The organism is Bradyrhizobium sp. LTSP849, assembly GCF_000938255.1.
Lineage (GTDB): Bacteria > Pseudomonadota > Alphaproteobacteria > Rhizobiales > Xanthobacteraceae > Bradyrhizobium.
This window is the reverse complement of record NZ_JYMR01000051.1, coordinates 20,255-46,718: the sequence shown is the minus strand read 5'-3', so window position 1 is coordinate 46,718 and position 26,464 is coordinate 20,255. Positions and strand designations below refer to the sequence as shown.

Genomic DNA, 26,464 nt, shown 5'->3' with positions numbered 1-26,464 from the left:
TGCCCACCCTACGACTTCAGTTTCTGAGGAAAGCACATGGACCAGGACGTCGCAGCGAAAGAGCAGCCCCGCTACATCAAGCTCAACGCGCGCGACAATGTCGCGATCGTGGTCAATGATTTCGGGCTTCCCGCTGGCTCCCGCTTTGCCTGCGGGCTGACGCTGCGCGCCTTCGTGCCGCAGGGGCACAAGACGGCGCTGGTCGACATCGCACAGGACGCGCCGATCATCCGCTATGGCGAGGTGATCGGCTACGCGCTCTCGCCGATATCAGCCGGCGAATGGGTCGATGAGGCGCGCATCCGCATGCCGGAGGCTCCTGACCTCGACAAGCTGGAGATATCCACCGCCGTCCCCGCGCCGCTCCCGCCACTCGAAGGCTTTACCTTTGAAGGCTTCCGCAACACCGACGGTTCGGTTGGCACCAAGAACATCCTCGGCATTTCCTCCTCCGTGCAATGCGTCAAGGGCACGATGGAATATGCGGTCAAGCGCATCCGCACTGAGCTCTTGCCGAAATATCCGAACGTCGACGATGTCGTGCCGCTGACCCATGCCTATGGCTGCGGCGTCGCGATCAACGCGCCCGATGCGGTGGTGCCGATCCGCACGCTGCAAAACCTCGCGCAGAACCCGAATTTCGGCGGCGAGATTCTGGTGATCAGCCTCGGCTGTGAGAAGCTCGCGCCCGAGCGGCTGGTGCCGGAAGGAATCAGCGACGCCATCGTGCGGATGCAGGACGAGGCATTCGACGGCTTCGGCGCCATTGTCGACGCGATCATGACCCAGGCCGAGGCGCGCCTGAAGATCCTCAACAAGCGCACCCGCGAGACCTGCCCGGCCGCCGATCTCGTGATCGGCCTGCAATGCGGCGGCAGCGACGCGTTCTCCGGCGTCACCGCCAACCCTGCCCTTGGTTTCGCCGCGGATCTCCTGGTGCGCGCCGGTGCCACCGTGATGTTCTCCGAGGTCACGGAAGTGCGCGACGCGATCCAGTTGCTGACTCGCCGCGCCATCAACGAGGACGTCGGCCGCGCGCTGGTGCGCGAGATGGCCTGGTACGACTCGTACCTCGCCCGCGGCGGCGCCGACCGCAGCGCCAACACCACGCCCGGCAACAAGAAGGGCGGGCTTGCCAACATCGTCGAGAAATCACTGGGTTCGATCGTCAAGTCCGGATCGAGCGCCATCACCGGCGTGCTCTCGCCCGGTGAGAAGGCGACGCAGAAGGGCATGCTGTTCGCGGCGACCCCCGCCTCCGACTTCATCTGCGGCACGCTCCAGCTCGCCTCCGGCATGACCTTGCAAGTATTCACCACCGGCCGCGGTACGCCTTACGGCCTTGCCGCCGCGCCCGTCATCAAGGTCGCAACCCGCACCGAGCTCGCGCGGCGCTGGAAGGATCTGATCGATTTCGATGCGGGCGGCATTGCCACCGGCGAGAAGACCATCGAGGAAACCGGCTGGGACCTGTTCCGCCTGATCCTCGATGTCGCCAGCGGCCGCACCAAGCCGTGGTCCGATCGCTGGGGCATCCACAACGATCTCACGCTGTTCAATCCGGCGCCGGTGACCTGAGGGCCGTAACGGCGCCCGCAAGACCAAGAGGACCTCAATGTCCCGCATCACGACCCTGCGCACGATCCGCATCGACGAGCGGCCGAATTTGATCTGGGTCGAGATCGAGACCGATGAAGGGCTGACGGGCCTCGGCGAGAGCTTTCGCGGCGCGCAGGCCGTCGAGGCCGGCGTGCATGAGCTCGCAGCACCGCTGGTGCTCGGCCAGGACTCCCGCCGCATCGAGGCGATCTCGCGCCAGCTGCTGACGCCCTATCTCGGCTTCCACAGCGTCAGCGCCGAGGTGCGCGCGGCCAGCGCCATCGACATCGCACTATGGGACCTCAAGGGCCAGCGCCACGGCATTCCCGTGCACGAGGCACTTGGCGGCGCGAGCCGGCTGGAGATCCGCGCCTATAACACTTGCGCCGGCTATGCCTACAACACCAAGAGCGCCAGACGCCGCGAGATCGGCACTGATGATGCCGCGCTCGGCCCCTATGACGACCAGATCGCCTTCATGCGCGACGCCGGCGCGCTCGCCGAGAGTCTCGTCAGCGAAGGCTATGGCGCCATGAAGATCTGGCCATTCGATCCCTTTGCCGCCAACGGCGGCCATGCGATCTCGCTCACCGATTTGAAGACCGGGCTGCAGCCGTTCCGAAAAATCCGCGACGCCGTCGGCGATCGCATCGAGATCATGTGCGAGCTGCACAGCCTGTGGGGCGCGCACACTGCCGAGCGCATCTGCCGCGCGCTTGAGGACTATGGCGTGTTCTGGGTCGAGGATCCCCTCAACAAGATGGACGACGTTCGGGGCCTCGCCGACTTGAGGCGGCGCGTCAAGACGCCGATCTGCGGCAGCGAGACGCTGGCGGGTGCAGCAAGCTTCCGCAATCTGCTGGCGGCCGACGCCGTCGACGTGGTCATGCTCGACATCGCCTGGTGCGGCGGCCTGAGTGAGGCGCGCAAGATCGCAGCGCTCGCGGAAGCCTACAACAAGCCGCTCGCGCCGCACGATTGCACCGGCCCGGTGGCGCTGATGGCGGGTCTACATCTGGCGCTGCATGCGCCGACCGCGATCTTCCAGGAGGTCGTGCGCGCGACGCTATCGACCTGGTATCGCGACCTCGTCACGGCGCTGCCCATCGTGAACAACGGCATCGTGTCTGCACCGACCGCGCCCGGTCTCGGACTTGCACTCAATCCGGATCTGCGCCACCGCGCGGATGCGGTGGTGCGAGAGTCCAGGCTCGGCGCATGAGGCGCGATCAGCGTCGCGTTGCGATAGCGCGAACGCGATGAGCGAGCAGCGCTGATCAACGCGCACTGCTCCATTTTCACAATCACCCATCCGCGCGCCGACATCAATCGGCGCGCACTCCGTTTATATGAATACTAATTCCAAATCTGATGATTGAGGGACCATTGCGTCCCTCCTGCACTTCAAGCCCCAAGCTGCGCTTGTTAGTCGTCCCTGCCGTAAATGATGGGGTCGCGAATGACAACGTATCTGAGGACGACGGCGGGATTGATCGGCGGCGCACTGCCGCTGTTGGCAAGCTTGATGGATGCAGCGCCCGCCGAGGCGCAATCATCGTCGCGGGAGCTGCCCGCAGTGGTCGTCGAGCAATCCCGGCCCGCGGCGCGCACGCGTCCGGTGCGCTCCAGGCAGGCCGCTCAAGCAGCAAGCCGCCGTCGTCAGGCCCAGCACGCACCATCGGGCGCCGATGCGCCGGCAGCCGGCACCAGCGTCGAAACCGCGACGAGCCACGTCCATGGCTATGTCGCAACCCGCAGCGGCACCGGCACGAAGACCGACACGCCGCTGCGCGAGACGCCGCAATCGATCAGCGTGGTCACCGCCGACCGCGTCACCGACCAGGGCGCGACCAACGTGCAGGAATCGCTGCGTTACGTGCCCGGCGTGTTCGCCGACGCCTACGGCGCGGACTCGCGCGGCGACTATCCGCGCATCCGCGGCCAGGACCCCAACATCTATCTCGACGGCACCCGCGTGGTGAACACCTTCAACTTCAACGAATGGCGGCCGGAGCCCTATACGCTCGAGCGCATCGAAGTGCTGCGCGGCCCCTCCTCGGTGCTCTACGGCGACACCTCGACCGCGGGCCTGTTGAACCTGATCTCGAAGCGCCCGCAGGCCGAGTCCGCCAACGAGATCGGCGTGCAATATGGCAGCTTCAACCGCAAGCAGGTGCAGCTCGACTCCACGGGAAAGCTGACCAAGGACGGCGAATGGCTCTATCGCTTCGTCGGCGTATTCCGCGACAGCAACACGCAGACCGACTACGTCAAGGACGACCGCATCCTGCTCGCGCCGTCGCTGACCTGGCGGCCGACCAACAACACGAGCTGGACCGTGCTCGGCACCTATCAGAAGGACACCACCGGTTCGACCACCGCCTTCCTGCCGCATGAAGGCACGCTCTATCCCGGTCCCAACGGCTTCATTCCGGTCAGCCGCTTCACCAGCGAACCCGGCTGGGACCGCTACCAGACCGAGACCGGCGCAGTCTCCAGCCTGTTCGAGCACCGCTTCAGCGATGCGCTGACCGTCAGGCAGAACATGCGCTATGCGCATGTCGAGGGCATCTATCACGGCCTGTATCCGGATGTTTACTCCAATCCGGACAATCCGTTCCTCGACGCCGAGCGGCGCACGGTGGCGCGCTACATCTGGGCCCGCGACAGCGTGAAGGACAATTTCACCTCGGACAACAATGCCGAGCTGAAGTTCGCAACCGGCGCGCTGCTGCACAAGACGTTGTTCGGCGTCGACTATCGCGGCTACAAGGAGCGCGCTTCGTCCGGCAGCGGCTACGATGCGACGCCGTTCGATCTCTACGCACCGGTCTACACCGGCGTCACGCCACCAACCATGTCGGCGGAGCCGGATCTACGGCAGAGCCAGCTCGGCCTCTATGCGCAGGACCAGTTGCGGCTCGGCCCCTGGCTTGCCGTGCTCGGCCTGCGCCACGACTACGTCACCAGTGACACGCAGGGCTCTCCGGTCGAGCATTACCAGGCGACCACAGGCCGCGCCGCGCTGATGTACGAGTTGCCGTTCGGCGTCACGCCCTACGTGACCTATGCACAGTCGTTCAATCCGGTCTTCGGCAGCGGTGTCTGCGCCACGGTCTGCGCACCGCAGCGCGGCGAGATGGTCGAGCTCGGATTCAAGTACAATCCGACACCGGGCAATGCGATCAACGGTGCGATCTTCGACACCACCGAGCGCAATCGGCTCGCCAGCGATCCCGACAATCCGCTGCTCTCGATCCAGACCGGCAAGGTGCGCATCCGCGGTGCCGAGCTCGAGGTGCTGACGCGCGTCACGCCGGAGCTCGACCTGATCGGTGCCTACACCTATCTCGATGCGCGTGTGGAGAGCGGCGACAATGCCGGCAAGCATGTCGAGACCGTGCCGGGCCAACAGGCCTCGCTATGGGCGAAGTATCGCCTCACTTTGCTCGGCCTGCCCGGCGTCACGCTCGGCGGCGGCGTACGCTATATCGGCACATCCTGGGACGGCACCGACACCATCCGCACACCCGACTACACCCTGTTCGACGCGATGGTTCGTTACGAGACCGGCCCCTGGCGGCTTCAGGTCAATGCCAGCAATCTGTTCGACAAGCGTCACGTCACCACGTGCCTGGCGCGCGGCGACTGCTTCCTCGGCATCGGCCGCACAGTGCTCGGCAGCGTGACCTACAGATTCTAGGAGCGACCTCTACGTCATGCTGCCCGGCATGAAGCAGCGCACGCGCGGGTGGCCGTCGATGTAGTGCTTCCACACCATGGTGCGGCCGATCTTGTTCGGCTCGTTGATCACGGCGCCGTCGGGCACGACGACCCACTCCTCGTCGAGATGCACGCGGTAGTGCCCCTGATCGGACTCCCAGTCGACGTCGGCGACGACATAGCCGTCGGCATCCGAGCAGCACTGCCCGTATTCGCTACGCAGGCTCTCGAACCAGGGTTTTAATGGCGAGTTGGCGTAGCGCCCGTCGTCGCGCGCCAGCGCTGATGTCGCCAGCAGCGTCATCAGCCCCAGCAGCGTCGCCGCACACGGTCGTGCAAGTTTCATATCGTGTTCCCGCGGATCGAAATCGGCGCCGCGAGGGACAGACAAGGCCGCCCGCCCCCCGCATAGCGGCGGCGGGCGTGGAAAGCGGCGACTCGTTCCCCCAACAGCTTTGCGACAACTATGCAAATCCGGCGCCAGCACGCATTCCGGGGAACTACTGGCGCGAGGAGAACGAGCCACACACTTAATCGTCATCGCCCGACTGATCGGGCGATCCGGTATTCCGGAGTCAGCGCGGGAATTCGAAGCGGCTGCCGCGTGCTGGATTCCCCGCTGTCGCGGGGAATGACGGCGGTGCGCGGGCGCCCCTACTTCTTCGCCGCCGGCGCCATCATCGCGCCGCCCTTCTTGGCCGCGGGTGCGGGCGGCAGCTTGGTCGCGGCAGCCTGCGCGGGCAGATATTTGGCGATGATGGCGGGATCGACCTCGGCGATGCTGGCGTCCGGCAGACGCTGCCAGGTCTCATCCTTGCCGAACAGGGAGATGCCGAGGAAGCCGCGCATGGTCAGGACTTGCCCGTCCGGGCTCACCGTCATCTTGGCCTTCCAGATATTGCCGTCGCGCGGATTGACCACATTGCCGCCTTCGTACTTCAACCCCTCACGCTTCATGTCGCGGATGAAGGAGAGCCCGAGCACCGGCTGGTTCTTGCGATCGTCCGCGCATTTCGTGCAGGCCTCGTTCGGATCGTCGCCGTCGCGCGGAAAGGTTTTTGCGATGACACCCTCGAAGATGCCGTTGTGGTCGATGAAGAGGAACCATCCCACCGGCTTGCCGTCTTCGACCTTCTGCCAGAGACCTGCGGCGGTTGGCTGGGCCGTGCCCGCAGCCGGGACTTGCGCCGCAGCCGGGCTCACCGCATTGAGCAACAGCGCGAGCGCGAGGAACGCGAGCAGCCGAAAACCGGGAAAGAGATTCCGCATTATGATCACCTTGCTAAGCCACGACCGGAATGGCCGCAGACTACGGCGATTTCGCGAACGATTCCAGCACCAGAAACATGGGGCGCGGCCTTCCCGCTCCCGCCGCGGTCAGTTGACACCGAGCTTTTTTTGCAGGCTGGAGGACGAAGTCGTGTACTGGAACACGAGCCGCTTCTCGGGATAGACGTAGCGGTGGGCTTTTTGCGACATCAGCGCGCCCTCGTGGAAGCCGCACAGGATCAGCTTGATCTTGCCGGGATAGGTGTTGATGTCGCCGATCGCGAAGATGCCGGGCACGTTGGTCTCGAACGCGGACGTCTCGACCGGCACCAGATTATTCTCGAGCGCAATGCCCCAATTCGCGACCGGACCGAGCTTCATGGTCAGTCCGAAGAACGGCAGCATGGTGTCGCAGGCGACCTCGGTGATGACGTTGTCGTTGCCCTTGACGGTCGCGCCGGTGAGCTTGCCCTCAGTGCCGGAGAGCGCCGTGACCTGGCCGAGCCGGAGATCCATCTTGCCGGCCGCCACGAGCGCGCGCATCTGCTCGACGCTGTGGGGGGCCGCGCGAAAATCGTCACGCCGATGCAAGAGCGTGATGCGCTTGGCGAGCGGATGCAGATTGAGCGTCCAGTCGAGCGCGGAATCACCGCCGCCGACGACCAGCACGTGCTTGTCGCGGAAATTTTCCATCTTGCGCACGGCGTAGTGCACCGAACTGCCTTCATAGGCCTCGATGCCCGGCACCGGCGGGCGCTTGGGCTGGAACGAGCCGCCGCCGGCCGCGATCACCACGACCTTGCACTCGAACACCTTGCCGGCGTCGGTGGTGCAGCGAAACAGGGGATCGCCGATCTTCTCGAGCGTCTCCACCATCTCGCCGAGATGGAAGGTCGGATGGAACGGCTTGATCTGCTCCATCAGCGCCTCGGTGAGGCCCTGGCCTGAGACCTGCGGAATGCCGGGAATGTCGTAGATCGGTTTTTCCGGATAGAGCTCGGCGCACTGGCCACCGACCTTGTCGAGGATGTCGATGAAATGCGTCTTCATGTCGAGAAGGCCAAGCTCGAAGGCGGCGAACAGACCGCAGGGGCCGGCGCCAATAATCAGCACATCGGTTTTGATCACGTCGCTCATGTCGTCTCTTTATCGGTCGTTATCGGTTGGACGGCGCCCGGCGGGCAGAGGTGACCCTGCCTGTCTAGCCAACGGGGATGGATCAGGGAAGGCATAAAAGCGGGAGCGCCCCGCAGCCGCGCCCACTTGCCGGGTCAAAATAACTGGGATGTAACGAGGATGGATATGACGGAGATCAACCGGTGAACGCACCAAGCCGCCTCGATACGACGCCGCGCCTGGAGGACTTTCCCTTTCGCCTCAGCGACAACGTCCGCTTCGGCGATCTCGACCCCAACCAGCACGTCAACAACGCGGTCTACGCCACCTATTTCGAGACCGGCCGCGTCACGCTGATGAAGAGCCCGGAGTACGGGCTGACGCCGCCGGGGCTCGCCTGGATCATGGTGCGGCTCGACATGCATTTCCGCGCCGAGCTGCGCTGGCCGGGCACGATCGAGCTCGGCCTCGGTGTCGTGAAACTGGGGCGGACTTCGGTGACCTTCGAGCAGGTGGTGTTTTCGGAAGGCAAGTGCATCGCGTCGGCGACGTCCGTCGGCGTCATGCTCGACGAGGTGACGCGGCGGCCTGCGCCGCTCACCGCAGAGGTGATCGAGAAATTGAGACCCTGGCACAAGCGCGGCATCGCGGTCGCGCCGCCAGCCGCATAATGCATGATCCGGAAAAGTGTGTAGCGATTTTCCGGAAAGATCATGCACTCTTAAAGAGGCGTGCTTAGGCTTGGCGTTCCGGCGTCGCCACCACGAGCCCGTCGAGCTCGTCGCTCACCTTGATCTGGCAGGACAGGCGCGAGTTCGGACGCACGTCGAAGCCGAAGTCGAGCATGTCCTCTTCCATCGGCGTCGGGCTGCCGACCTTCTCGCGCCAGGCTTCGTCGACATAGACATGGCAGGTCGCGCAGGCGCAGGCGCCGCCGCATTCGGCTTCGATGCCGGGAATGCTGTTGCGAATGGCGGCTTCCATCACGGTGGCGCCGTTCTCGACGTCCACCGTACGGGTTTCGCCCTTGTGATCGACAAAGTGAATTTTGGCCATGTGTGCTCGTGCTGCCGCGATCTTGGGGAAAAAGGAGGGTCCGAGCTGTCCTATAACGGGTCGATCAGGCCGGCGCCATAGGGTTTTGATGCGAAGTGGATACCGGTTCGCGGGAAGAAAACGCGTCAAAACAAAAGACTAGTGCGCAGGGCGCCGGCACCGGTAGGGGCAGCCTAATGCTTCAGGATCGCGGCAATCGCAGCACGGACCTCGGCGACCGCCTCTTTCAGCGCGGCGAAGGCATGGGGCCGGTTGTGGCCGGTCCGGATCGCGGTCTCCAGGCTGGCGGCGGCGTCCGCCACCGCGAAGGCGCCGATCCCGCGCGCCGAGCCCTTCAGCTTGTGCGCGAGTGCACTGGTCTCGGTCGGCAGCGCCGCCATCGTCGCGAGCAGACGCACCGCCTGCTCGGCGAACATGGCAAGCACTTCCTGTTCCAGCTCAGCGTCACCGAGCGTCATGCGCGAGAGGTGGTCGAAATCGAGCGGGCTGTCGATGGGCGCAAGCGGGGGCGAAGGCATCCAGTCCATCCGTTGCAGTTCAGGCGTCATGGCGCGGGCCCCGGCATCGCGGATGTTCCGCCGGTCCGGCGGTGAACTTTCGCCTCACCCAAGCATGGAAATGGTTAACGAAGTGTTCCGGCCGTTTTACGTAATTCTGCCGGTTTATTGACGAAAAGTTGCCGCAATCGGCCAAGTTCGGTGGAGAATTTCATTGAGGGCTAAGGCGTTACGGCGCGTTCCTGTTAACGATGATTAAGATTGTATTAATCGCAGCCATTTCATTCGCGACGCTCTGCCAATAGGATGTTGCAGAAATTGGCGGACAAGCCGTCCGGGTGGGGACGGCTCGGAGACCCCGCGAAAGCGGCATGATCCGGACTGTGGGCTTGCGTAGCGCGCGGGGCTCGCGGGGGGACGCGTACAAGTAACGAGGGCTCGGACTGAACATGGCAAACACTCCGAAAAAGGTCAAAGACCCCACAGAAGTTGCGCTTTCTGCGATCCAGGAAGCCCTGAACATCAGCGACACGGCCGCGGATACCAGCCGCAGCGCCTCGGCGCGGAACGAAACGGCGCCTTCGATGGCGCCGCCGATGCCCCCCGTGTTCGACGAGCCGGTCTTCGAGCCGCGCGCCGCCGCCAACGAACGCAACGTGTTCCATCAGATCGAGGAACCGCGCTCCTCGCGCCGCGCCGCCAATGACGACCGCGAGACCATCGGCCAACTCCTCCAATCGTTGCAGACGGGCCGCCCTGCCCGCAGCATCTATATGGGCGCAACAATCTTCACCGTGATCTGGCTGGCCGCCTGCGCCGCGCTGACGGTCAGCTTCCTGCCCTCGATTCGGGCCGCCATGGGCGAGAGCGGCGGTGTGCTGGCGATCGCCGGCCTCGCCACGATGTTCTTCGCGCCGATCATGCTGTTCTACTTCCTGGCGAGCCTCGTCTGGCGCGGCCAGCAAATGAGCTCGGTCGCGCAGGCGATGGCCCAGGTCGCGATCCGCTTCTCCGAGCCGGAAGGCTCGGCCTCCGATTCCATGGTCACCGTTGGTCAGGCGATTCGCCGCGAGGTCGCGGCGATGGGCGACGGCATCGAGCGCGCGATTGCGCGCGCCGGCGAGCTCGAGACGCTGGTCGCCAACGAGGTTGCGGCGCTCGAACGCGCCTATTCCGACAACGAAGTGCGCATCCGCGCCCTGCTCCAGGACATCGCGCATCAGCGCGACAATCTGGTCGGCCAGGCCGAGCAGGTCCGCAGCGCCATTTCCGGCGTGCAGATCGATTTGCGCCACGACATCGCGCTGATCTCGGATGCGATCGCCTCGCGCGTCGACGAGGTCGCCAAGTCCATCACCGGCGCGCTGGAAGAGCGCGGCGCCCACATCACGGGCGCACTGAGCAATGCCGGCGACAACATGATCCTGGCGCTCGGCGAGCGCGGCGGCGACCTGCTCGATCGCCTCGAGGAGGCCAGCGCCGAGACCACGCGCGCGGTGCTCGACGCCAGCGAGCGGCTGACCACCAGCCTCAACTTCAAGACCGGCCACGTCCACGACGAGTTCGTCGACCTCGCCGACCGCGTCCACGAGATGCTGAACGAGCGTATCGACCGCATCACCGGCGAGTTCGAGCAGCGTTCCGCCGCGATCGTCGACGGCATCTCCGAGCGCACCGAGCAGGTGCACGACAGCCTGAAGAATTCGTCCGACTCGCTGCTGCTCGAACTCGAGCTGCGCTCCAACGACCTCTCCGCCAAGATCGACGACGCCGGCAACCGGCTCGCCGGCCACATCATGACCTCCGGCGACAAGGCGAGCGAAGCGCTCGACGCCACCGTCAACACGCTGGTCGCCAAGGTCGTCAGCCAGACCGAGACCGCGCACGACTCGCTCTCGCTCCAGATGAGCGCGTTCGACGAGCTGGTGAAGAACCAGGGCTCCGAGCTGGTCGAGAAGTTCGCCCGCGATTCCGGCACGCTGGGTGCGCTGATCACGCGCCACATCTCCGAGTTCGACCGCACCGTGAAGACCTTCGGCGGTGAGATCGTCGAGCGCATGGGCCAGCGCACGCACGACATCCACGAGACGCTGAAGACCTATGTCGACAATTTCGACACCCGCTTCACCTCCAACGGCGGCGCGATCACGGCTGTGCTCGACCAACGGCTGGTACAGTTCGAGACCACGATCGGCGAACGTGTCACCAACCTCGACTCTTCGCTGAACGGCAAGATCTCCAGCCTCGATGGTACGATCGAAGGCCACATCAAGACCTTCGACGAGCAACTCGGCGGCCGCGTCACCGCGCTCGAACAGTCGTTCGATACCCGCGCGAAGTCCGTCACCGAGACCATCGACGGGCGTCTCAACACGCTCGCCACGTCGCTGACCGACGGTGCCACGCAGGCGATCCAGTCGATCGATACACGGTTGACGCACCTCACGACGACGCTCACTGGCGGCGCGTCCGAGGCGCTCGAGTCCATCGACTCGCGCCTCACCCACCTCACGTCGACGCTCACTGACGGCGCATCGCAGACGATCCAGACGATCGACACGCGGCTGACCCACCTCACGACGACGCTAACGGGCGGCGCATCGCAGGCACTTGAGTCCATCGACTCCCGCCTCACCTACCTGAACACCGCGCTGACCAATGGCGCCTCGCAGGCGGTGCAGTCGATCGACACGCGCCTCACCCTCCTGACGGCGACGCTCACGGACGGCACCGCGCAGGCAATCGAGGCTGTCGACCGCCGCATCACCGGCGTCACCGAAGTCATCGACGGCCGCAGCATGCATTTGACCGACACGGTCACGGCGCGCTTCCAGGATATCCACCACGCCATCGAGACCAAGGTCGGTTCCGTCGCCAGCGACATCGATGTGCGCGTGGCCCAGTTCGAGGACCTGCTCGGCTCGCGCGTCGAGGCCGTCGCCGGCCGCATCGAGAGCAGCGGACGCCAGGCCAGCGAGGACATGATGTCCCGCGCCGAGATGATCTCGACCGCGATCCGCTCGCATGTCGAGGACGCCGAGCGCTCGCTCACCAACCTCGTCGTCAACACCAGCGAGACGATCCAGACCGGTGCGCGCACCGCCCAGCAGTCGCTGATGACGGTCTCCTCCGACGTCAACGCCCAGCTCAAGATGACCTCCGCCGAGGTCGAGCGTGCGCTGACCGCGGTCGGCACTGGTGCTGCGAACTCGATCCTGACCAGCGCCCGCGAGGCGCAGTCGACCCTGGTCTCGGCCTCGGGCGACGCGTCCAACCAGATCAAGGGGCTCGCGGCCGACGTCGAACGCACGCTGTCGGCGGCAGGCTCGGCCACCGCGGCATCGATCCTGGCCGGCGCCCGCGAGGTGCAGACCACGCTCGTCACCGCCTCTTCGGACGCGGCCAACCACGTCAAGACCCTCACCGCCGACGTGCAGCGCTCGCTGTCGCTGGCCGGCTCCACCACGGCCGAGGCGATCACCGCCGGCGCCCGCGATGCGCAGGGTACGCTGATCGCGGCCTCGAGCGAGACCGCCAACCAGATCAAGGCGCTTTCGTCCGACGTGCAGCGCTCGCTCTCGATGGCGGGCACCGCGACGGCCGAGACCATCACGACCGGCGCCCGCGAGGCCCAGAACACCCTGGTCACGGCATCCTCGGATGCGGCGAGCCAGGTCAAGTCGCTCGCGGCCGAAGTTCACCGCTCGCTCTCGCAGGTCGGCCAGTCGACCGCCGAGACGATCACGACCAGCGCCCGCGACGCCCAGAGCACCCTTCTTGCCGTCTCCGCAGAACAAACCGGCCAGGTCCGTTCGCTGGCGGCCGAGATGCAGCGCGCGCTGGCGACCGCCGGCGGCGCCACCATCGAGGCGCTCACCAGCGGCGTGCGCGAGGCCCAGGGCACGCTGATCTCCGCATCGACGGACGCTGCGAGCCAGCTCAAGTCGCTCACCACGGACATCGAGCGCACGCTGACCTCGGTCGGCGCCGACACCGCCTCGACGATTCTGAACAGCGCGCGTGAGGCGCAGACGTCGCTGACCTCGACGTCGGCCGACGCCGCAAGCCAGATCCGCACGATCTCGACCGAGATCGAGCGCGTGCTGAGCACCGCCACGACCAACGCGACCAACGACATCCAGACCAGCGCGCTCAACGCCCAGAATGCGCTGATCAATGCCTCCAACGAGGCGAGCTCGCGGGTCAAGTCGAGCTCGGCGGACGTCGAGCGCTCGGTGCTCTCGGCCAGCAGCAGCTTCGGCCAGGCCATGACCGGCAAGACCGACGAGATCGTCACCTATGTGCAGCAGCAGGCCGACCGTCTCGCCAACATGATCGACGCCAAGCGCGGCTCGCTTGTGGACGCGATCGGCTCAAAGACCAGCCAGCTCACGCTCGACATCGACCGCGTCACCTCCGACGCGCTGAAGTCGATCGAAACGCGCGGCCACGCCTTCTCGCAAACGATGATGGGCAACGGCTCCGAGGTGGCGCGAACCATCAACTCGGCGAGCGAAATGGCGACCGGTGCGGTCAACAAGTCGCTCAAGGACCTCGAGCAGTCCTCGCGCGCGGCGATCGATCAGTCGCGCCAGGTCTCGATTGCGGCCGTCACCGAGATGCAGGAGACCAGCAAGATCCTGCGCACCGACACGGTGGCCCTGTTCGAGCGGCTGCGCGAAGGCAACATCCTCCTCCAGGAGGTGCTGACCGGTGCGCACGACAACCTCAACTCGCTGGAGCGGGCGCTGGTGACGCGTGTCGCCGACTTCGTCTCGGCGATGAACGACGTCACTTCGCGCAATGGGGCAGCGACGCAGAACCTCGAAGACCAGCTCAACGTCTTCAATACGAAGACCACGCGGGCGCTGCTGGATCTCGGCGAACTGTCGACCCAGTTCGACGCGCACGGCAAGGCGCTTGTCGATGCCGCCCAGGTCGTGGAGCAGAGCAACAAGAACACCACCGCTTCGCTCGCCGAACGCAAGCAGGCGCTGGAATCGCTCGTCACCACCATCGACCTGCGCACGACCGATCTCGACCAGCGGCTGTCGCGCTTCACCGGTCTGCTCGATGAATCGCTGGCCGCCGCCGAAGAGCGTGCCCGCGACATCGCCCGCGTGGTCGCAGAGACCGCCGGCGCAGGCTCGGCCGCGATCACCCGTCAGTTCGAGGCGGTGCGGTCGGCGTCCGAAGAGGAGCATCGCCAGACCATCGACTCCATGCACGACATCTACCGCCAGACCACCGACGAGGCGGATGCGATGTTCAAGCAGTCGGCCGAGAAGTTCGGCAACCTGGTCTCCAGCATGAAGCAGATGGCGTTCGAGATGCACAACGAGCTCGAAGCCACCCGCAACGAGCTGCGCCGCGGCGTGCTCGAGATGCCGCAGGAGGCCGCCGAGAGCACTGCGCAGATGCGCAAGGTGATCGTCGACCAGATCGAGGCGCTCGCCGAGCTCAACCGCATCGTGGCCCAGCATGGCCGCGGCCTCGACGTCACCACGACGGGCCGCGCCACCGTGCAGCGCCAGGAAGAGCCTGCGCTGGCAGCCGTCGGCGGCCGCGGGACCGAAACGCGCATGCGCGACACCGGCAGCGCCTCCACGCTGCCGCCGCCGGACCTCGGCATGCCGGCTTCGCGCCGCACCGAAGCGCCGCCGGTCGCGCCGGCCGGCAACGACCAGGGCCGCGACGGCTGGCTGTCCGACCTGTTGAACCGCACGGACGCCAACCAGGGTGCTCCGACCGGACGTGAGGCCCCGCGTGGCCGCGCTGCACCCGCTCCGCAGCCGCAGGCCCCTCAGGGTGCCAATCCGCTGGAGTCGCTGTCGCTCGACATCGGCCGGCTGATGGACCGCAACCTTGCGTCCGAGATGTGGGATCGCTACCAGCGCGGCGAGAACAAGGCCTTCACCAAGCGCCTCTACACGCCCGCCGGCCAGAAGGCTTTTGACGAAGTCGCCCGCAAATATCGCTCCGACCGCAACTTCAAGGGCACGGTCGATCGCTACGTCGCCGAGTTCGAACGCCTGCTCGACGAAGTCGCCCGCGACGGCCGCGGCCCGCAGGAGCTGCGCAACCACCTGACCTCGGAGACGGGCCTAGTCTACACCCTGCTCGCGCATGCGGCGGGACGGCTGGGGTGAGCGGTTCGTAGCGATAACGAATAGCGAATGAAAACGGAGGCCTCACGGCCTCCGTTTTTGTATGGGGCTGCTCATTGCGCGGAACGATCGTAGCCCGCATGGAGCGCAGCGGAATGCGGGGACGGTCCCGGATTGCGCTTCGCTCCATCCGGGCTACGAGGCCGGCGCGCAATCCCGCCGCTCCGTCATTGCGAGGAGCCCTTGCGACGAAGCAATCCAGGCTGCCTCCTCAGAGACAGTCTGGATTGCTTCGCTTCGCTCGAAATGACGGAGGAGAGAGGCGCTACTGCCGCTTACGCTCGGGCGCCGGTACCGGCGGCGAAGCGGCGGCGGACTCAATGCAAAGGGAGGCGTCATTGCCTCCGTTTTTGTTTTAGCGAATGAGTATCTACGTGAAGGCGCCCGGACCACTCCAATCGAATATCAGTGGTCGCAGTTCTTCAAGGACAGCTTCAAGCGTCGACAGGGTCGCTCGACGCTCTTCTCGCTGTCCCCATTTGGTCAGGCTAGAGGGATCAAGCGCAGCAGCGATCACGGTTACTTCGCCTTGTGCATTCGGGAGTTCAAGCCACATTTGAGCCCGCGCATCGCCAAGTCGGTCGAACACCCAGACCGAGCGCACATGGTATTCGCGGTCGAGCTTAGCCACCTTTATGGCGTGCTTGCTCGCCCACGGCGCTAGGACCGAGTCGATAATGTCGTATGGATCGCTTTGAAACACGAACGGATCGCCACCGGACATTGTTTGGTCCTTATGTCACTCCGGCTTCCGCGATCGGTAAACGGTCCACATCGAGCCGTTACTGTCGCTTGCGCTCGTTCGCGGGCGCGGGCTTCGGCGCCTCGGCCGGCGGCGGCGGCGGCGGCGCGGCCGCTGGCGCGTTGTTGCTAGCGCCGAACAATACGCGCGTGGGGTTGCGGTCGAAATTATTCACGGCGCGGCTGATGTCGCCCAGCGTGCGGCGACCGTCGGTCATCAATGCCCCGGAGCGCTTGTCGAAATCGTCGGCGAGTTCGCGGATCGACTTCACCGCCTGGAACAGCTCACCGCCGTCCTTGCCGCCGGCCAGCGTGTTGAGGCCGAGCATGAGGTTGTCGGCCTTCAGCATCACGCCGTCGACCTTGGCCATCACGCCATCGATCTTCTCGGCGTTGCGGGCGAGCGAATTGGTGAAGGTCTCGAGATTCTTCAGCGAGTTCTTCACCGACTCCTGATTGTCGGCGACGATCTTGTTGATGTTCTGGAGCGTGCCGCGGATCGCCTCGGTGACGTCCTGGAGCTTGTTGGGATCGGCCGTCAGCGTCGGGATGCCGTCCTCGTCGAGCGGCGGCGGCGGAGCCGCCTCCTCGCCGCCCTTGAGCGAGATCGCGGCGACGCCGGTCAGGCCCTGGAATTCGAGGCCGACCATAGTGTCCTTGCGGAGCGGCGTGTTGTTCTCGATCATGGCGAGTGCGACAACCCGCCGCGGGTTGTCCAGCTTTACCGAGACCACCTCACCCACCCGGATACCGTTAAAATTGACACTGCCGCCGTTGCGCAGGCCCGCCGCCGGGCCCTCGAACACGACGCGGAAAGGGCTGCGCTGCTTGACGGAGTGCAGCGACTGGAACCACAGCACGAAGCCGATCGCCGCGGCGATCACCGCCAGCGTGAACGACCCGATCAAGACGTAATTTGCCCGCGTTTCCATCAGCTACTCCGGCACCTCAGCCCATCACCGCGCGAGCGCGCTTGCCATGGAAATATTGCCTCAGCCAGGGATGCTGCGAGGCCTGCATGTCGGCGATCGACCCTGCCGCAATGATCTTACCGTTCCCTAAAACGGCGATGCGGTCGCAAGCTGTGTAAAGGCTGTCGAGGTCGTGCGTTACCATGAAAACGGTCAGGCCTAAAGTTCGCTGGAGGGTCCTGACCAGTTCGTCGAAATCGCCGGCGCCGATCGGATCGAGGCCGGAGGTCGGTTCATCGAGGAAGACGAGGTCCGGATCGAGCGACAGCGCACGTGCGAGCGCGACGCGCTTGATCATGCCGCCGGACAGCTCCGAGGGAAAGCGCTCGGCCACTTCGGGCTTGAGGCCGACCATGGTGAGCTTGGCGATGGTGATCTCATCCATCAGCCGCTGCGAGACGCGTAAGTATTCGCGCATCGGAAACTGGATATTCTGCCGCACCGTCAACGAGGAGAACAGCGCGCCCTGCTGGAACAGCACGCCCCAGCGCCGCTCGACGTTGCGACGCTGCGCTGTATTGGAGGCATCGAGATCGACGCCGAAGACCTCGATCGAGCCTGCAACCTTCGGCACGAGACCGATGATGGTGCGGGTCAGAACCGACTTGCCCGCGCCGGAGGGACCAACGAAGCCAAGAATCTCGCCGCGCTTGACGTCGAGATTGAGGCCGTCGAGCACGCGCGTCGCGCCGAACTGCACGGTGATGTCGCGGACGCGGATGATGGGATTTTGGATCGCGTTTTGGATCGCGTTTTGGATTTCTTGCGCCATCGTCACATCCCGATCGAGGCGAAGAAGATGGCGAACACGCCGTCCATGACGATGACGAAGAAGATGCCCTTTACCACCGAGGCGGTGGTGTGCTGTCCGAGCGATTCCGCGCTGCCCTGCACCGCGAGCCCCTCGACGCAGGCGACGATGCCGATCACCGCGGCCATCACCGGCGCCTTGACGATGCCGACGATGAAATGGTCGATCGAGATGGCGTCGCGCAGACGCAGCAGGAAGGCTTCGGGATCGACGCCGCCATAGAGCCAGGCGACGAGGCCGCCGCCATAGAGCGCGGCCATGGCGCCCAGGAAGGCGAGGATCGGCAGCGCCAGCACCAAGGCGAGCATGCGGGGCAGCACCAACACCTCGATCGGGTCGAAGCCCATGGTGCGGAGCGCGTCGATCTCCTCGCGCATCTTCATCGAGCCGAGCTCGGCGGTGTAGGCGCTGCCCGAGCGGCCCGCGACCATGATCGCGACCAGGAGGACGCCGATCTCGCGCAGCACCAGCACGCCGAGCATGTCGACGACGAAGATGTCGGCGCCGAACCTGCGGAAATGAAAGATGCCTTGTTGCGCAATGATGCAGCCGATCAGGAAGGTGATCAGCACCACGATCGGCACCGCGCGCCAGCAGACCTGCTCGAGATGATGCACGGTCGAGGTCAGGCGGAACGAGCGCGGGTGGATCAGGGTGCGCGCGGCGGCGGCGAGCACCGCGCCGAGCATGTCGATGAGGCCCGCGACCGTGCCGGCGACACCGGCAACAGTGCGGCCGATCTGCTCCAGCATGCCGGTGATGGTGATCGTGGTGGTGTCAACCACGGGGGTCGCGCTGACCCGCCGCACCTCGTCGACGAGGCTCGAATAATTGGCGGAAAGACCGGCGATCTGCGCCTCGACGGCGCCTTTGGTGAGGCTGCGGCGCAGCCGCTCGATCAGCCAGGCCCCGAACGTGTCGAGCTTGGCGACCTCGGAAACGTCGATGAAGACGTTCTGCGGGCCGCCGGCAAGCTTTTCCGCGTCGGCGACCATCCGCTCCAGGACCGGCGCGAAGCTCGCGGTCCAGGTTCCGGTGGCGCAGAGGGCCAGCGCATTGCCTTTCGCAATCCGTTCCAGCTTCGGATCGCCGCTCAAGGTGTCCGCTCCCGTGCCGGGGCGGAGGAAATCAGATAGTTGCGCACGCGCCCTTACCCAGAGAAGGTATCCCCAACTGGTTAATGTTAGTTGCTAGAGGTAACTAGCAGGTTCAGATTTCGCCAGAGTTCAAAATGACTTCCAGCAAAGTTCCGGCCTTGGCCGCGCGAATCGAGCGCTTTCCCATCGCCGGCAGTTTTACGATCAGCCGGGGCGCCAAGACGGAAGCCGTGACGGTGGTGGCCGAAGTGAGCCAAAACGGCCTGACCGGCCGCGGCGAATGCGTGCCCTATCCCCGCTATGGCGAGACCCCCGAGGCGACCCTTGCCGCCATCCAGGCCATGCAGGACGCCGTGGCAAACGGCCTCACCCGACAGGCCCTGCAAGCCGTCATGCCGCCAGGTGCTGCCCGCAACGCGCTGGATTGCGCCCTGATCGACCTGGAGGCCAAAGCGGCGGGCTTGCGGGCCTGGAACCTGTTGGACCGCCCGGTGCCGGGCGAGCGCACCACGGCCTACACCATCTCGCTGGGCACGCCCGACGCCATGGCGGCGGCGACCGCCAGGGCGTCGCACCGGCCACTGCTCAAGATCAAGCTCGGCGGCGACGGCGACGGGCTGCGGATCGCGGCGGTGCGCAAGGCCGCCCCCGAATCCGAGCTGATCGTCGATGCCAACGAGGCCTGGACCGAAGCCAATCTGGAGCACAATCTCGCCGCCTGCGAGGCCGCCGGGGTCACCCTGGTCGAGCAGCCGCTGCCGGCCGGCAAGGACGATGCGCTGGCGCGGATCAAACGGCCGCTCGCAGTCTGCGCCGACGAGAGCGTACATGACCGCAACTCGCTGGCGCCGTTGCGCCAGCGCTACGACGCCGTGAACATCAAGCTCGACAAGACCGGCGGCCTGACCGAGGCGCTGGCCATGGCCGATGCCGCGCAGGCGCTCGGCTTCGAGATCATGATCGGCTGCATGGTCGCAACCTCGCTGTCGATGGCCCCCGCAATGCTGGTGACGCCGCAGGCGCGCTTCGTCGATCTCGACGGCCCTCTGCTGCTCGCGCGCGACCGCGATCACGGGCTGCGCTACGACGACAGCCTGGTCTATCCGCCGGACTCTTCGCTCTGGGGCTGAGTCTTAAGCCGATGCCGCGCCGACCAGATCAGCAGCGCGCCGGCACCGGCCATCGCGGCCATGACGTAGTACACGCCCTCGCCGATGTGCGCGTAGATCACGCCTGACACGATCGAGGTCGTCGCGCCCAACAGCCCGCTGCACGCCGCATAGTAGCCTTGCCCGCGCGCGATTTGATGCGAGGGCACGCGCTGCACCAGCAGGGTCATGGTGCCGACGATGGTCACGCCGAAGGTGAGGCCGTGTCCCAACTGCACGACCGCGAGCAGCGCGAGTGGTGGATCGTGCGCCGTGATCAGCCAGCGCAGGACGGCGCTCGCACCACCGATCGCCACGAGCGACGACGGATGCAGCGAGAAGCGCGGCGACAGCGCGAAGACGATGATCTCGGCGATCACACCCAGCGTCCAGAGTCCGGCGATCGTGAGCCCACCGAGACCACGGGCCTGCCAACTGATCGCCGAAAACGAGTAGTAGGCCGCATGGCTGCCCTGGATCAGGGCGGCCGAAACGATCACCAACCAGAAGCCGGCATCGCGCAACAGCGCCTTGCCGGCGTGCCTATCCGCAATCTTTCGCCTGACATCGTCGAGCGGCTGGAGCAACAGGCCGGCGATGGCAGCAACAACAGCCCATGCGACGATGACCCAGATCAGCTCACGCGTAGCGATGCTGTCGACGAGATAGCCGCAGGCGAGCGAGCCGGCGGCGAAGGCTGCCGATCCCCACAGCCGCACCGGCCCGTAGTCGAAGCCGTAACGAACGACGCCGCGCAACGCATACGCATCCGTCAGCGGCACGACCGGCGTCCACATGATGCAGGTAGCCGCATAGATCAGGAGCAGCGCCAGCGGCTGGTGCATCACACCGACCAACGCAAATCCAACCGCCGTCGCAAACACCGAAACCATCATCCCGGCGCGAATCGCATGGCGCTTTTCGGCAAAGGCGGTGGCGTAAGGCAGCGTGGTGAAGCGCGTGATCCCCGGCACTGCGTTGATGATGCCGATCCAGGCCGCATCGACGCCGATCGCCTTCAGCCAGACCGGGAAGAACGGCAGATGGGTGCCCGACACCGCGAACACCGCCGAATAGAACAGCGCCAGACGCACGGCGAATCGCTGCTTCTCGGAAGCTGTAGTGGGGATTTGTGATTCGGGTGCCATCAAACCAATTGCGATTCGGTCGATATCGTGGTGATCGTTACAGTAACGCGCAGTGATTTGCGCGACGAGATTGACATGGCCTCTGAAGCATTCGCCCTCTCGCCTATGTCTGCCCGCGCGGCCGAGCCGAACGAGCAGGATTACGACGCGATCCGCGAAGCCTTCATGGAAACCGCGCGCGGCCGCTGGTTCCTCGGCGAATTTGCCAAGCGCAACCGCAACGCCGACACCAGCATGGTGCTCGATGCGGTCGCGAAAATCGAGGAAACCCTTGCGGCGCAGCGCCAACCCGTCGTCGAGGACCGCCTGCCCGAAGCGCTGGTCGAGATCCGCCGCGCGATCCGGGAGGCCGAGACGATCGCGATCGCAGCCTTCGACCCCGCCGCGATCGAGGCGAGCCTCGCGGCGATCCCGCGCGGGGTGCGTATTATCAAGGAGATCTCCTGGCGCTGGCGCGAGATCGGCGCCGACGGGCGAATCTGCGACCTCATTGATTCGCAGCTCGCCTCCATCGAGGCGGCTTGCGCCCAGGTTTCGATCGTCGACCCGCGCGCCGACCTCAAGGTCGCCTTCGATCTCTTGAGAAACCGGGTCGAGCAGACCGACGCGGACGGCTCGGCTGTGCAGCCTTCGCCGGCTCCGGTGCGGGAACCGCCGCCCCCGGTCGCGGAAGCGCCGACTGTCGAAGCGGCCGCGGCGACGGCGAGCGAACCACCTGTGGCTTTTACGGAGGAGCCGCAGGACGCGGCCATTGCTCCTGAGCTCGAAGCAGTCGTGGAAACGACCGGCGCTGCTGACGCGATGTCCGTCGCGGAGGACGCACTCGACGTCGCCATCGAGCCGGAGATCGCCGAGAGCCAAGTCGAGGTTGAAGTCACGGTTGAAGAGAGCTTCGCTGCCGTTGAGGAGAGCCTCGCCGAGCCCGCCGCTGTCGCGGAGATCACGGACGAGTTTTCGCTCGATGCCACAGCAGAAGCCGAGGACGACGCCGTGCTCGCGCGGATCGCGATGGAGATGGCCGCGCCCGATCCGGACTTCGACGAGATTGTCGAGCCGATGGAGATGGCCGCCGACATCCCTGAGCCGATCGTCGCAGAAGTCGCCCCGCCGGTTGCCGCCGAGGTTCCGGAGCCGATCGCAGCAGAGCCGGCCATCGCACCGCCCGTGGAAGAACCGGTCACTGAAGCGCCGATCGCGATGGAATCGCTCGCGCGCCTCACCGACGCCATCGCAGAAGCCGCCGCCGAGGTGATGCAGCAACCGGCTCCCGCCATGACGGCCACGGCAACATTCGGCGCGGCGCCGACCGCGACACTCCCGATGCCCTCGCCCCTGTCCGAGGCTTCGCTGGGCGCAACCATCCTCGCCAGCGGCATGCTGCAAAAGCCCCGCGCCCCCGCCAACGACGCGCTGGCACCGATCCGCCGCATGACCCAGGCCGAGAAGATCGCGTTCTTCTCGTAAGGGCGCAGGCTCTCTCCAAATCGTCATTGCGAGCGCAGCGAAGCAATCCAGACTGCCGCCGCGGAAAGACTCTGGATTGCTTCGCTACGCTCGCAATGACGGAGTGTGAGGCAACAGCGTGCTCACACTCGTATCCCGAACGCGCTGCAACTGATCGAGGTCAGCTTCCCTAGCTGATCACGCCCTTGCGGATCAGGAAGCAGCCATAGCCCCGGCTGTCGCCGACCTGCACGACACCGAAGCTCGCGGCCGCCGCACGATAAAAATCCGGCCGCGAGAGCTTGCCCGGAGCAACGGAGCGGCCGACAGCGCGGTCGATCTCCGCCAACACTGCGCGCTGCACGTCCGGCACGCGGTCGGGATCGTCGACGGGCATCATCACGCGCACCGGATCTGGATCGAAATCGTCGAGCGGATAGAGCGTCATGATGGCGCGCACCGCAGTCTCCATGCTCATGCCGGGCAACTGGATCAGGCGCTGCGACGACGTCGTCCGGGCGATATGCGTGGCCGGGTGATTGGCGTCGACGACCACGAGGTCGTCGCCATGGCCCATGGAGGCGAGCAACCAGAGCAGGTCGGGCGTGAGGATCGGATCGATCGATTTTAGCATGTGAAGGACTATCCCCCCGAAAGGCTTGTCTTTGGCCGGCGAAGCCGGCCGCTCACCATAGCAGGTTCCAAGCGTGATTCAGATCACGCAACCTGCCCTTGGTGATCGCGATCACGGACCAGAGGCTCGAACGCGGCCAAGCTTCCTCGCAACCAATCTCGCATCGAGATGAGTGCCAAAGGAGCACGCCATGTTCCGCCTAAAGCCTTTCCTGATGACTGCGGGCCTGCTGGGGAGCCTCTTTAGCTTTGCCTGCGGCCCTGTTTCCGCACAAGTCGCCCCTGTCGAGCCCGCAGCCCCGACCGCGCTGCAAGGCCCGGAGCAGCGGGTGGCGCTGGTGATCGGCAATTCGAACTACCAGAACGCGCCGCAACTCGCGAACCCCGACAATGACGCGCAGTCGATGGCGCAGTTCCTGAACTCGGCCGGCTTCGAGGTGATCTCGGCGACCGATTTGACCCAGAACGACATGCTTCGCGTCGTGCAGGATTTTTCAGCCAAGGTGTCCGCGCGTGGTCCGAACACGGTGGCGATGATCTATTACGCCGGTCACGGCGTGCAGCTCGCCGGCGAGAACTATCTCGTTCCCGTCGACGCGCAGGTCTCGAACCAGACCGAGCTCGTCAACAATTCGGTGCGTCTGGTCGACGTGATGTCGACGCTGGAGACGATCCCGAGCCGGATGCGCATCGTTATTCTCGATGCCTGCCGCAACAACCCGTTCCCGAACGTGAATGACGCCAGCCGCGGCCTCGCCATCGTCGATGCACCGAACGGCTCGATCGTCGGCTATTCGACCGCGCCGGGTGCTGAAGCGCTCGACGGTGCCGGCGGCCACAGCCCCTACACGCAGGCCTTCCTCAACATCGCGCACGAACCCAACGTGCCGATCGAGCAGCTGTTCAAGCGCGTGCGTCTCCAGGTCAACCAGACCACCAGCGGCGCGCAGATCCCGTGGGAAAGCTCGTCGCTGACGTCTGACTTCACCTTCTTCGGCGACACGGCCGTTGCCGCCAACCGCGCGCCGGTGAATGCGCCGGTGGTGCAGATGGCCGCCAACCTGCCGAGCCGCTCGACCCGCCAGGCCTATGACTACGTGCTGTCGGAAGGCCGGCCCGAGTACTATCAGGAGTTCATCGAGATGTATCCGCGCGACCCGCTGTGCGATCACATCCGCTGGCTGCTGTCGAACCTGCTGCTCACGCAGGCCTGGCACCAGGCGGTGCTGGCGAACTCGCCGATCGGCTACCAGGCCTTCTACAAAAACTACGGCAACAGCCCCTATGCGCAGATGGCGTTGAAGCTCGAGACGCAGCCGAAGCAGATCCCCCTGATGCAGGCGACGAAGTTCCTGGCTCCGCAGACCATTGCCCCGACCCTGAAGATCGGCAATCTCGGCCAGCCCAAATACATGCCGCTGATGCAGCAGGGCAATGGCGGGTCGCAGATGAACGCCAACCTGCCGATCGTGCAGAAGCCGGTCGACGGCAACGGCATCGGCAAGATCGTCACCCTGCCCGCGCCGACCAACACTACGACGAACAACGGCGGCATCGGCAAGATCGTGACGCTGCCGGCGACCAATACCACGCCGAATGCCGGCAATGCCAACAGCAACCCGGGCAAAATCGTGAGCATGCCCGTGACTATCGGCAAGGGCGGCTCGAACGTCGACGTCAAGACGACCGACGTGAAGACGACGAATGTGCAGACCCAGAATCAGCCGATCCGCGTCAACAACGGCAACACCGGCGTCGTGAAGCTCAACAACAATCCGGTGAACAAGATTCAGGTGCGGAACAACCGCCCGCAGTTCAACTCGTTCGGAAATGGTGGCGGCAACAACTTCCGCCAGTCGATGAACCAGGCGCCCATGATGGGCGGCGGCGGCATGGGCGGTGGCGGCGGTCATCGCGGCGGCTTCATGCACTGATCGCAACGAACCGCACACGACAAAGGGGCAGAGCGGCAACGCTCTGCCCCTTCTTCATGTCAGAAAATCAGGCCACCAGTTCGGCGAACAAATCGGCATCGACATTGCCGCCGGAGAGCACGATGACCACGTTCTTGCCGGCGACGTCGAGACGTCCCGCCAGCAGCGCAGCAAGGCCCACCGCGCCGCCGGGCTCGACCACGAGCTTGAGCTCGCGATAGGCAAAGGCGACGGCCGCGCCGACTTCCTTGTCCGAGGCCGTCACGCCGCGCGCCAGCAGCTTGCTGTTGATGGCAAAGGTCATCTCGCCGGGGATCAGGGCCATCAGCGCGTCGCAGATGGTGCGGCCTGCGGGCGCATGCGGTTCGCGATGGCCTGCGGTCAGCGACAGGCCGTGATCGTCAAACGCCTCGGGCTCGGCCACCACGATTTGCGCCAGCGGATAGCGCGCCTTCACCGCGGTCGCGACACCCGCGATCAGGCCGCCGCCGGAGGCCGGCGCCACCACGATATCAGGAGCAAGACCGAGGGCTGCCATGTCCTCGGCGATCTCGCGGCCGGCGGTGCCCTGCCCCGCGATCACGAAGGGATCGTCATAGGGCCTGACCAGCGTCGCGCCGCGCTTCTCGGCGATGCCACGCGAGATCGCCTCGCGATCGTCGTTGTAGCGATCGTACAGCACGACCTCGGCGCCGTAGGATTTGGTGCGCTCGCGCTTGGACAGCGGCGCATCCGCCGGCATCACGATGGTCGCGTGCATATCGAGGATCTTGGCCGCGGCCGCCACACCCTGGGCGTGATTGCCGGAGGAGAACGCGACCACACCGCCGGCGCGCTTGTCCTGCGGGATCGAGGCGACCTTGTTGAAGGCACCGCGGAACTTGAAGGAGCCGGTGCGCTGGAGCATCTCCGGCTTCAGGAACACCTTTGTGCCGACACGCTCGTTCAGCACGGGAAAGGACAGCAGCGGGGTACGGATAGCGAAAGGCGCGATCACACGTGCCGCAGCATCGATATCGGCGGGGCCGATCGGAAGAGGTTGTTCGGTCATATCGGATGTTATCGCGACGGATGCGGCGCGGGCAAGACACCTCCGCGAGAGGATTTTACC

At 65.4% G+C, this 26,464-nt stretch carries 20 protein-coding genes; 8 read left to right on the top strand and 12 right to left on the bottom strand.

Going from position 1 to position 26,464, the window contains the following annotated elements; translation table 11 throughout:
- Positions 1-36 precede the first annotated feature (36 nt).
- From garD to UB31_RS28850, 3 genes are all read left to right on the top strand, one after another.
- Positions 37-1,578: a galactarate dehydratase gene (gene garD / locus UB31_RS28860; protein ID WP_045013354.1), complete on the top strand. Its 1,542-nt coding sequence runs from the start codon at positions 37-39 to the stop codon at positions 1,576-1,578.
- 37 nt (positions 1,579-1,615) lie between these two features.
- On the top strand, positions 1,616-2,821 hold the full coding sequence (locus tag UB31_RS28855) for a mandelate racemase/muconate lactonizing enzyme family protein (protein ID WP_045013353.1): 1,206 nt from the start codon (positions 1,616-1,618) through the stop codon (positions 2,819-2,821).
- 237 nt (positions 2,822-3,058) lie between these two features.
- On the top strand, positions 3,059-5,302 hold the full coding sequence (locus UB31_RS28850) for a TonB-dependent siderophore receptor (RefSeq protein ID WP_050044875.1): 2,244 nt from the start codon (positions 3,059-3,061) through the stop codon (positions 5,300-5,302).
- Positions 5,303-5,311: 9 nt separating this feature from the next.
- On the opposite strand, the gene UB31_RS28845 is transcribed toward UB31_RS28850, so the two are convergent.
- The 3 genes from UB31_RS28845 to UB31_RS28835 form a co-directional block, all read right to left on the bottom strand.
- Positions 5,312-5,668 carry a hypothetical protein gene (locus UB31_RS28845; protein WP_045013352.1) on the bottom strand — a complete coding sequence of 119 codons (357 nt, stop codon included), beginning with the start codon at positions 5,666-5,668 and terminating at the stop codon, positions 5,312-5,314.
- Positions 5,669-5,976: 308 nt separating this feature from the next.
- Complete coding sequence (locus UB31_RS28840; RefSeq protein ID WP_045008718.1) at positions 5,977-6,591, bottom strand: DUF2147 domain-containing protein; 615 nt, start codon at positions 6,589-6,591, stop codon at positions 5,977-5,979.
- A 108-nt stretch (positions 6,592-6,699) separates the two neighbouring features.
- Positions 6,700-7,728 (bottom strand): NAD(P)/FAD-dependent oxidoreductase, encoded by a 1,029-nt coding sequence (locus UB31_RS28835; protein ID WP_045008719.1) that lies wholly within the window; start codon positions 7,726-7,728, stop codon positions 6,700-6,702.
- Positions 7,729-7,910: 182 nt separating this feature from the next.
- On the opposite strand from UB31_RS28835, the gene UB31_RS28830 reads away from it, so the two are divergent.
- Positions 7,911-8,378, top strand: a complete 468-nt coding sequence (locus UB31_RS28830) for an acyl-CoA thioesterase (RefSeq protein ID WP_045008720.1) — start codon at positions 7,911-7,913, stop codon at positions 8,376-8,378.
- 64 nt (positions 8,379-8,442) lie between these two features.
- Here the strand turns inward: UB31_RS28830 and UB31_RS28825 are convergent, their stop codons facing one another.
- Both UB31_RS28825 and UB31_RS28820 read right to left on the bottom strand, forming a co-directional pair.
- Entirely contained in the window at positions 8,443-8,763 is a 321-nt protein-coding gene (locus UB31_RS28825; protein WP_045008721.1) for a 2Fe-2S iron-sulfur cluster-binding protein, read from the bottom strand.
- Positions 8,764-8,936: 173 nt separating this feature from the next.
- Positions 8,937-9,311, bottom strand: coding sequence for an Hpt domain-containing protein (locus tag UB31_RS28820; RefSeq protein WP_156175608.1), 375 nt, complete (start codon positions 9,309-9,311; stop codon positions 8,937-8,939).
- Positions 9,312-9,709: 398 nt separating this feature from the next.
- On the opposite strand from UB31_RS28820, the gene UB31_RS28815 reads away from it, so the two are divergent.
- A complete protein-coding gene (locus UB31_RS28815) occupies positions 9,710-15,409 on the top strand; it encodes an apolipoprotein A-IV repeat region-like domain-containing protein (protein WP_045013351.1) in 5,700 nt (1,899 codons plus the stop codon).
- Positions 15,410-15,797: 388 nt separating this feature from the next.
- On the opposite strand, the gene UB31_RS28810 is transcribed toward UB31_RS28815, so the two are convergent.
- Genes UB31_RS28810 through UB31_RS28795 form a run of 4 tightly spaced genes read right to left on the bottom strand, consistent with a single transcriptional unit; the run spans position 15,798 to position 19,047 of the window.
- Positions 15,798-16,151, bottom strand: coding sequence for a hypothetical protein (locus UB31_RS28810; protein WP_045013350.1), 354 nt, complete (start codon positions 16,149-16,151; stop codon positions 15,798-15,800).
- Between the two features lie 58 nt (positions 16,152-16,209).
- Complete coding sequence (locus UB31_RS28805) at positions 16,210-17,100, bottom strand: MlaD family protein (protein WP_045013349.1); 891 nt, start codon at positions 17,098-17,100, stop codon at positions 16,210-16,212.
- Between the two features lie 16 nt (positions 17,101-17,116).
- The gene (locus UB31_RS28800; RefSeq protein ID WP_045013348.1) at positions 17,117-17,911 is read right to left on the bottom strand and encodes an ABC transporter ATP-binding protein; all 795 of its coding nucleotides are present in this window, start codon (positions 17,909-17,911) and stop codon (positions 17,117-17,119) included.
- A 2-nt stretch (positions 17,912-17,913) separates the two neighbouring features.
- Positions 17,914-19,047, bottom strand: coding sequence for an MlaE family ABC transporter permease (locus tag UB31_RS28795; RefSeq protein ID WP_045008726.1), 1,134 nt, complete (start codon positions 19,045-19,047; stop codon positions 17,914-17,916).
- Between the two features lie 134 nt (positions 19,048-19,181).
- Between UB31_RS28795 and dgcA the strand changes: the two genes are divergently transcribed.
- Entirely contained in the window at positions 19,182-20,177 is a 996-nt protein-coding gene (gene dgcA / locus UB31_RS28790) for an N-acetyl-D-Glu racemase DgcA (RefSeq protein ID WP_045013347.1), read from the top strand.
- Here the strand turns inward: dgcA and UB31_RS28785 are convergent.
- Positions 20,147-21,343: an MFS transporter gene (locus UB31_RS28785; protein WP_045013346.1), complete on the bottom strand. Its 1,197-nt coding sequence runs from the start codon at positions 21,341-21,343 to the stop codon at positions 20,147-20,149. The genes dgcA and UB31_RS28785 overlap by 31 nt on opposite strands.
- A 75-nt stretch (positions 21,344-21,418) precedes the next feature.
- Between UB31_RS28785 and UB31_RS28780 the strand changes: the two genes are divergently transcribed.
- Entirely contained in the window at positions 21,419-22,807 is a 1,389-nt protein-coding gene (locus UB31_RS28780; protein WP_045013508.1) for a hypothetical protein, read from the top strand.
- Between the two features lie 169 nt (positions 22,808-22,976).
- Here UB31_RS28780 and UB31_RS28775 read toward each other — a convergent pair whose 3' ends face one another.
- The gene (locus UB31_RS28775) at positions 22,977-23,420 is read right to left on the bottom strand and encodes an RbsD/FucU family protein (protein ID WP_045008731.1); all 444 of its coding nucleotides are present in this window, start codon (positions 23,418-23,420) and stop codon (positions 22,977-22,979) included.
- 190 nt (positions 23,421-23,610) lie between these two features.
- Here UB31_RS28775 and UB31_RS28770 point away from each other — a divergent pair, with 190 nt between their 5' ends.
- Positions 23,611-25,353 (top strand): caspase family protein, encoded by a 1,743-nt coding sequence (locus UB31_RS28770; RefSeq protein WP_045013345.1) that lies wholly within the window; start codon positions 23,611-23,613, stop codon positions 25,351-25,353.
- Between the two features lie 67 nt (positions 25,354-25,420).
- Here the strand turns inward: UB31_RS28770 and UB31_RS28765 are convergent, their stop codons facing one another.
- Positions 25,421-26,404 (bottom strand): threonine/serine dehydratase family protein, encoded by a 984-nt coding sequence (locus UB31_RS28765; RefSeq protein ID WP_045013344.1) that lies wholly within the window; start codon positions 26,402-26,404, stop codon positions 25,421-25,423.
- Between the last annotated feature and the right edge of the window lie 60 nt (positions 26,405-26,464).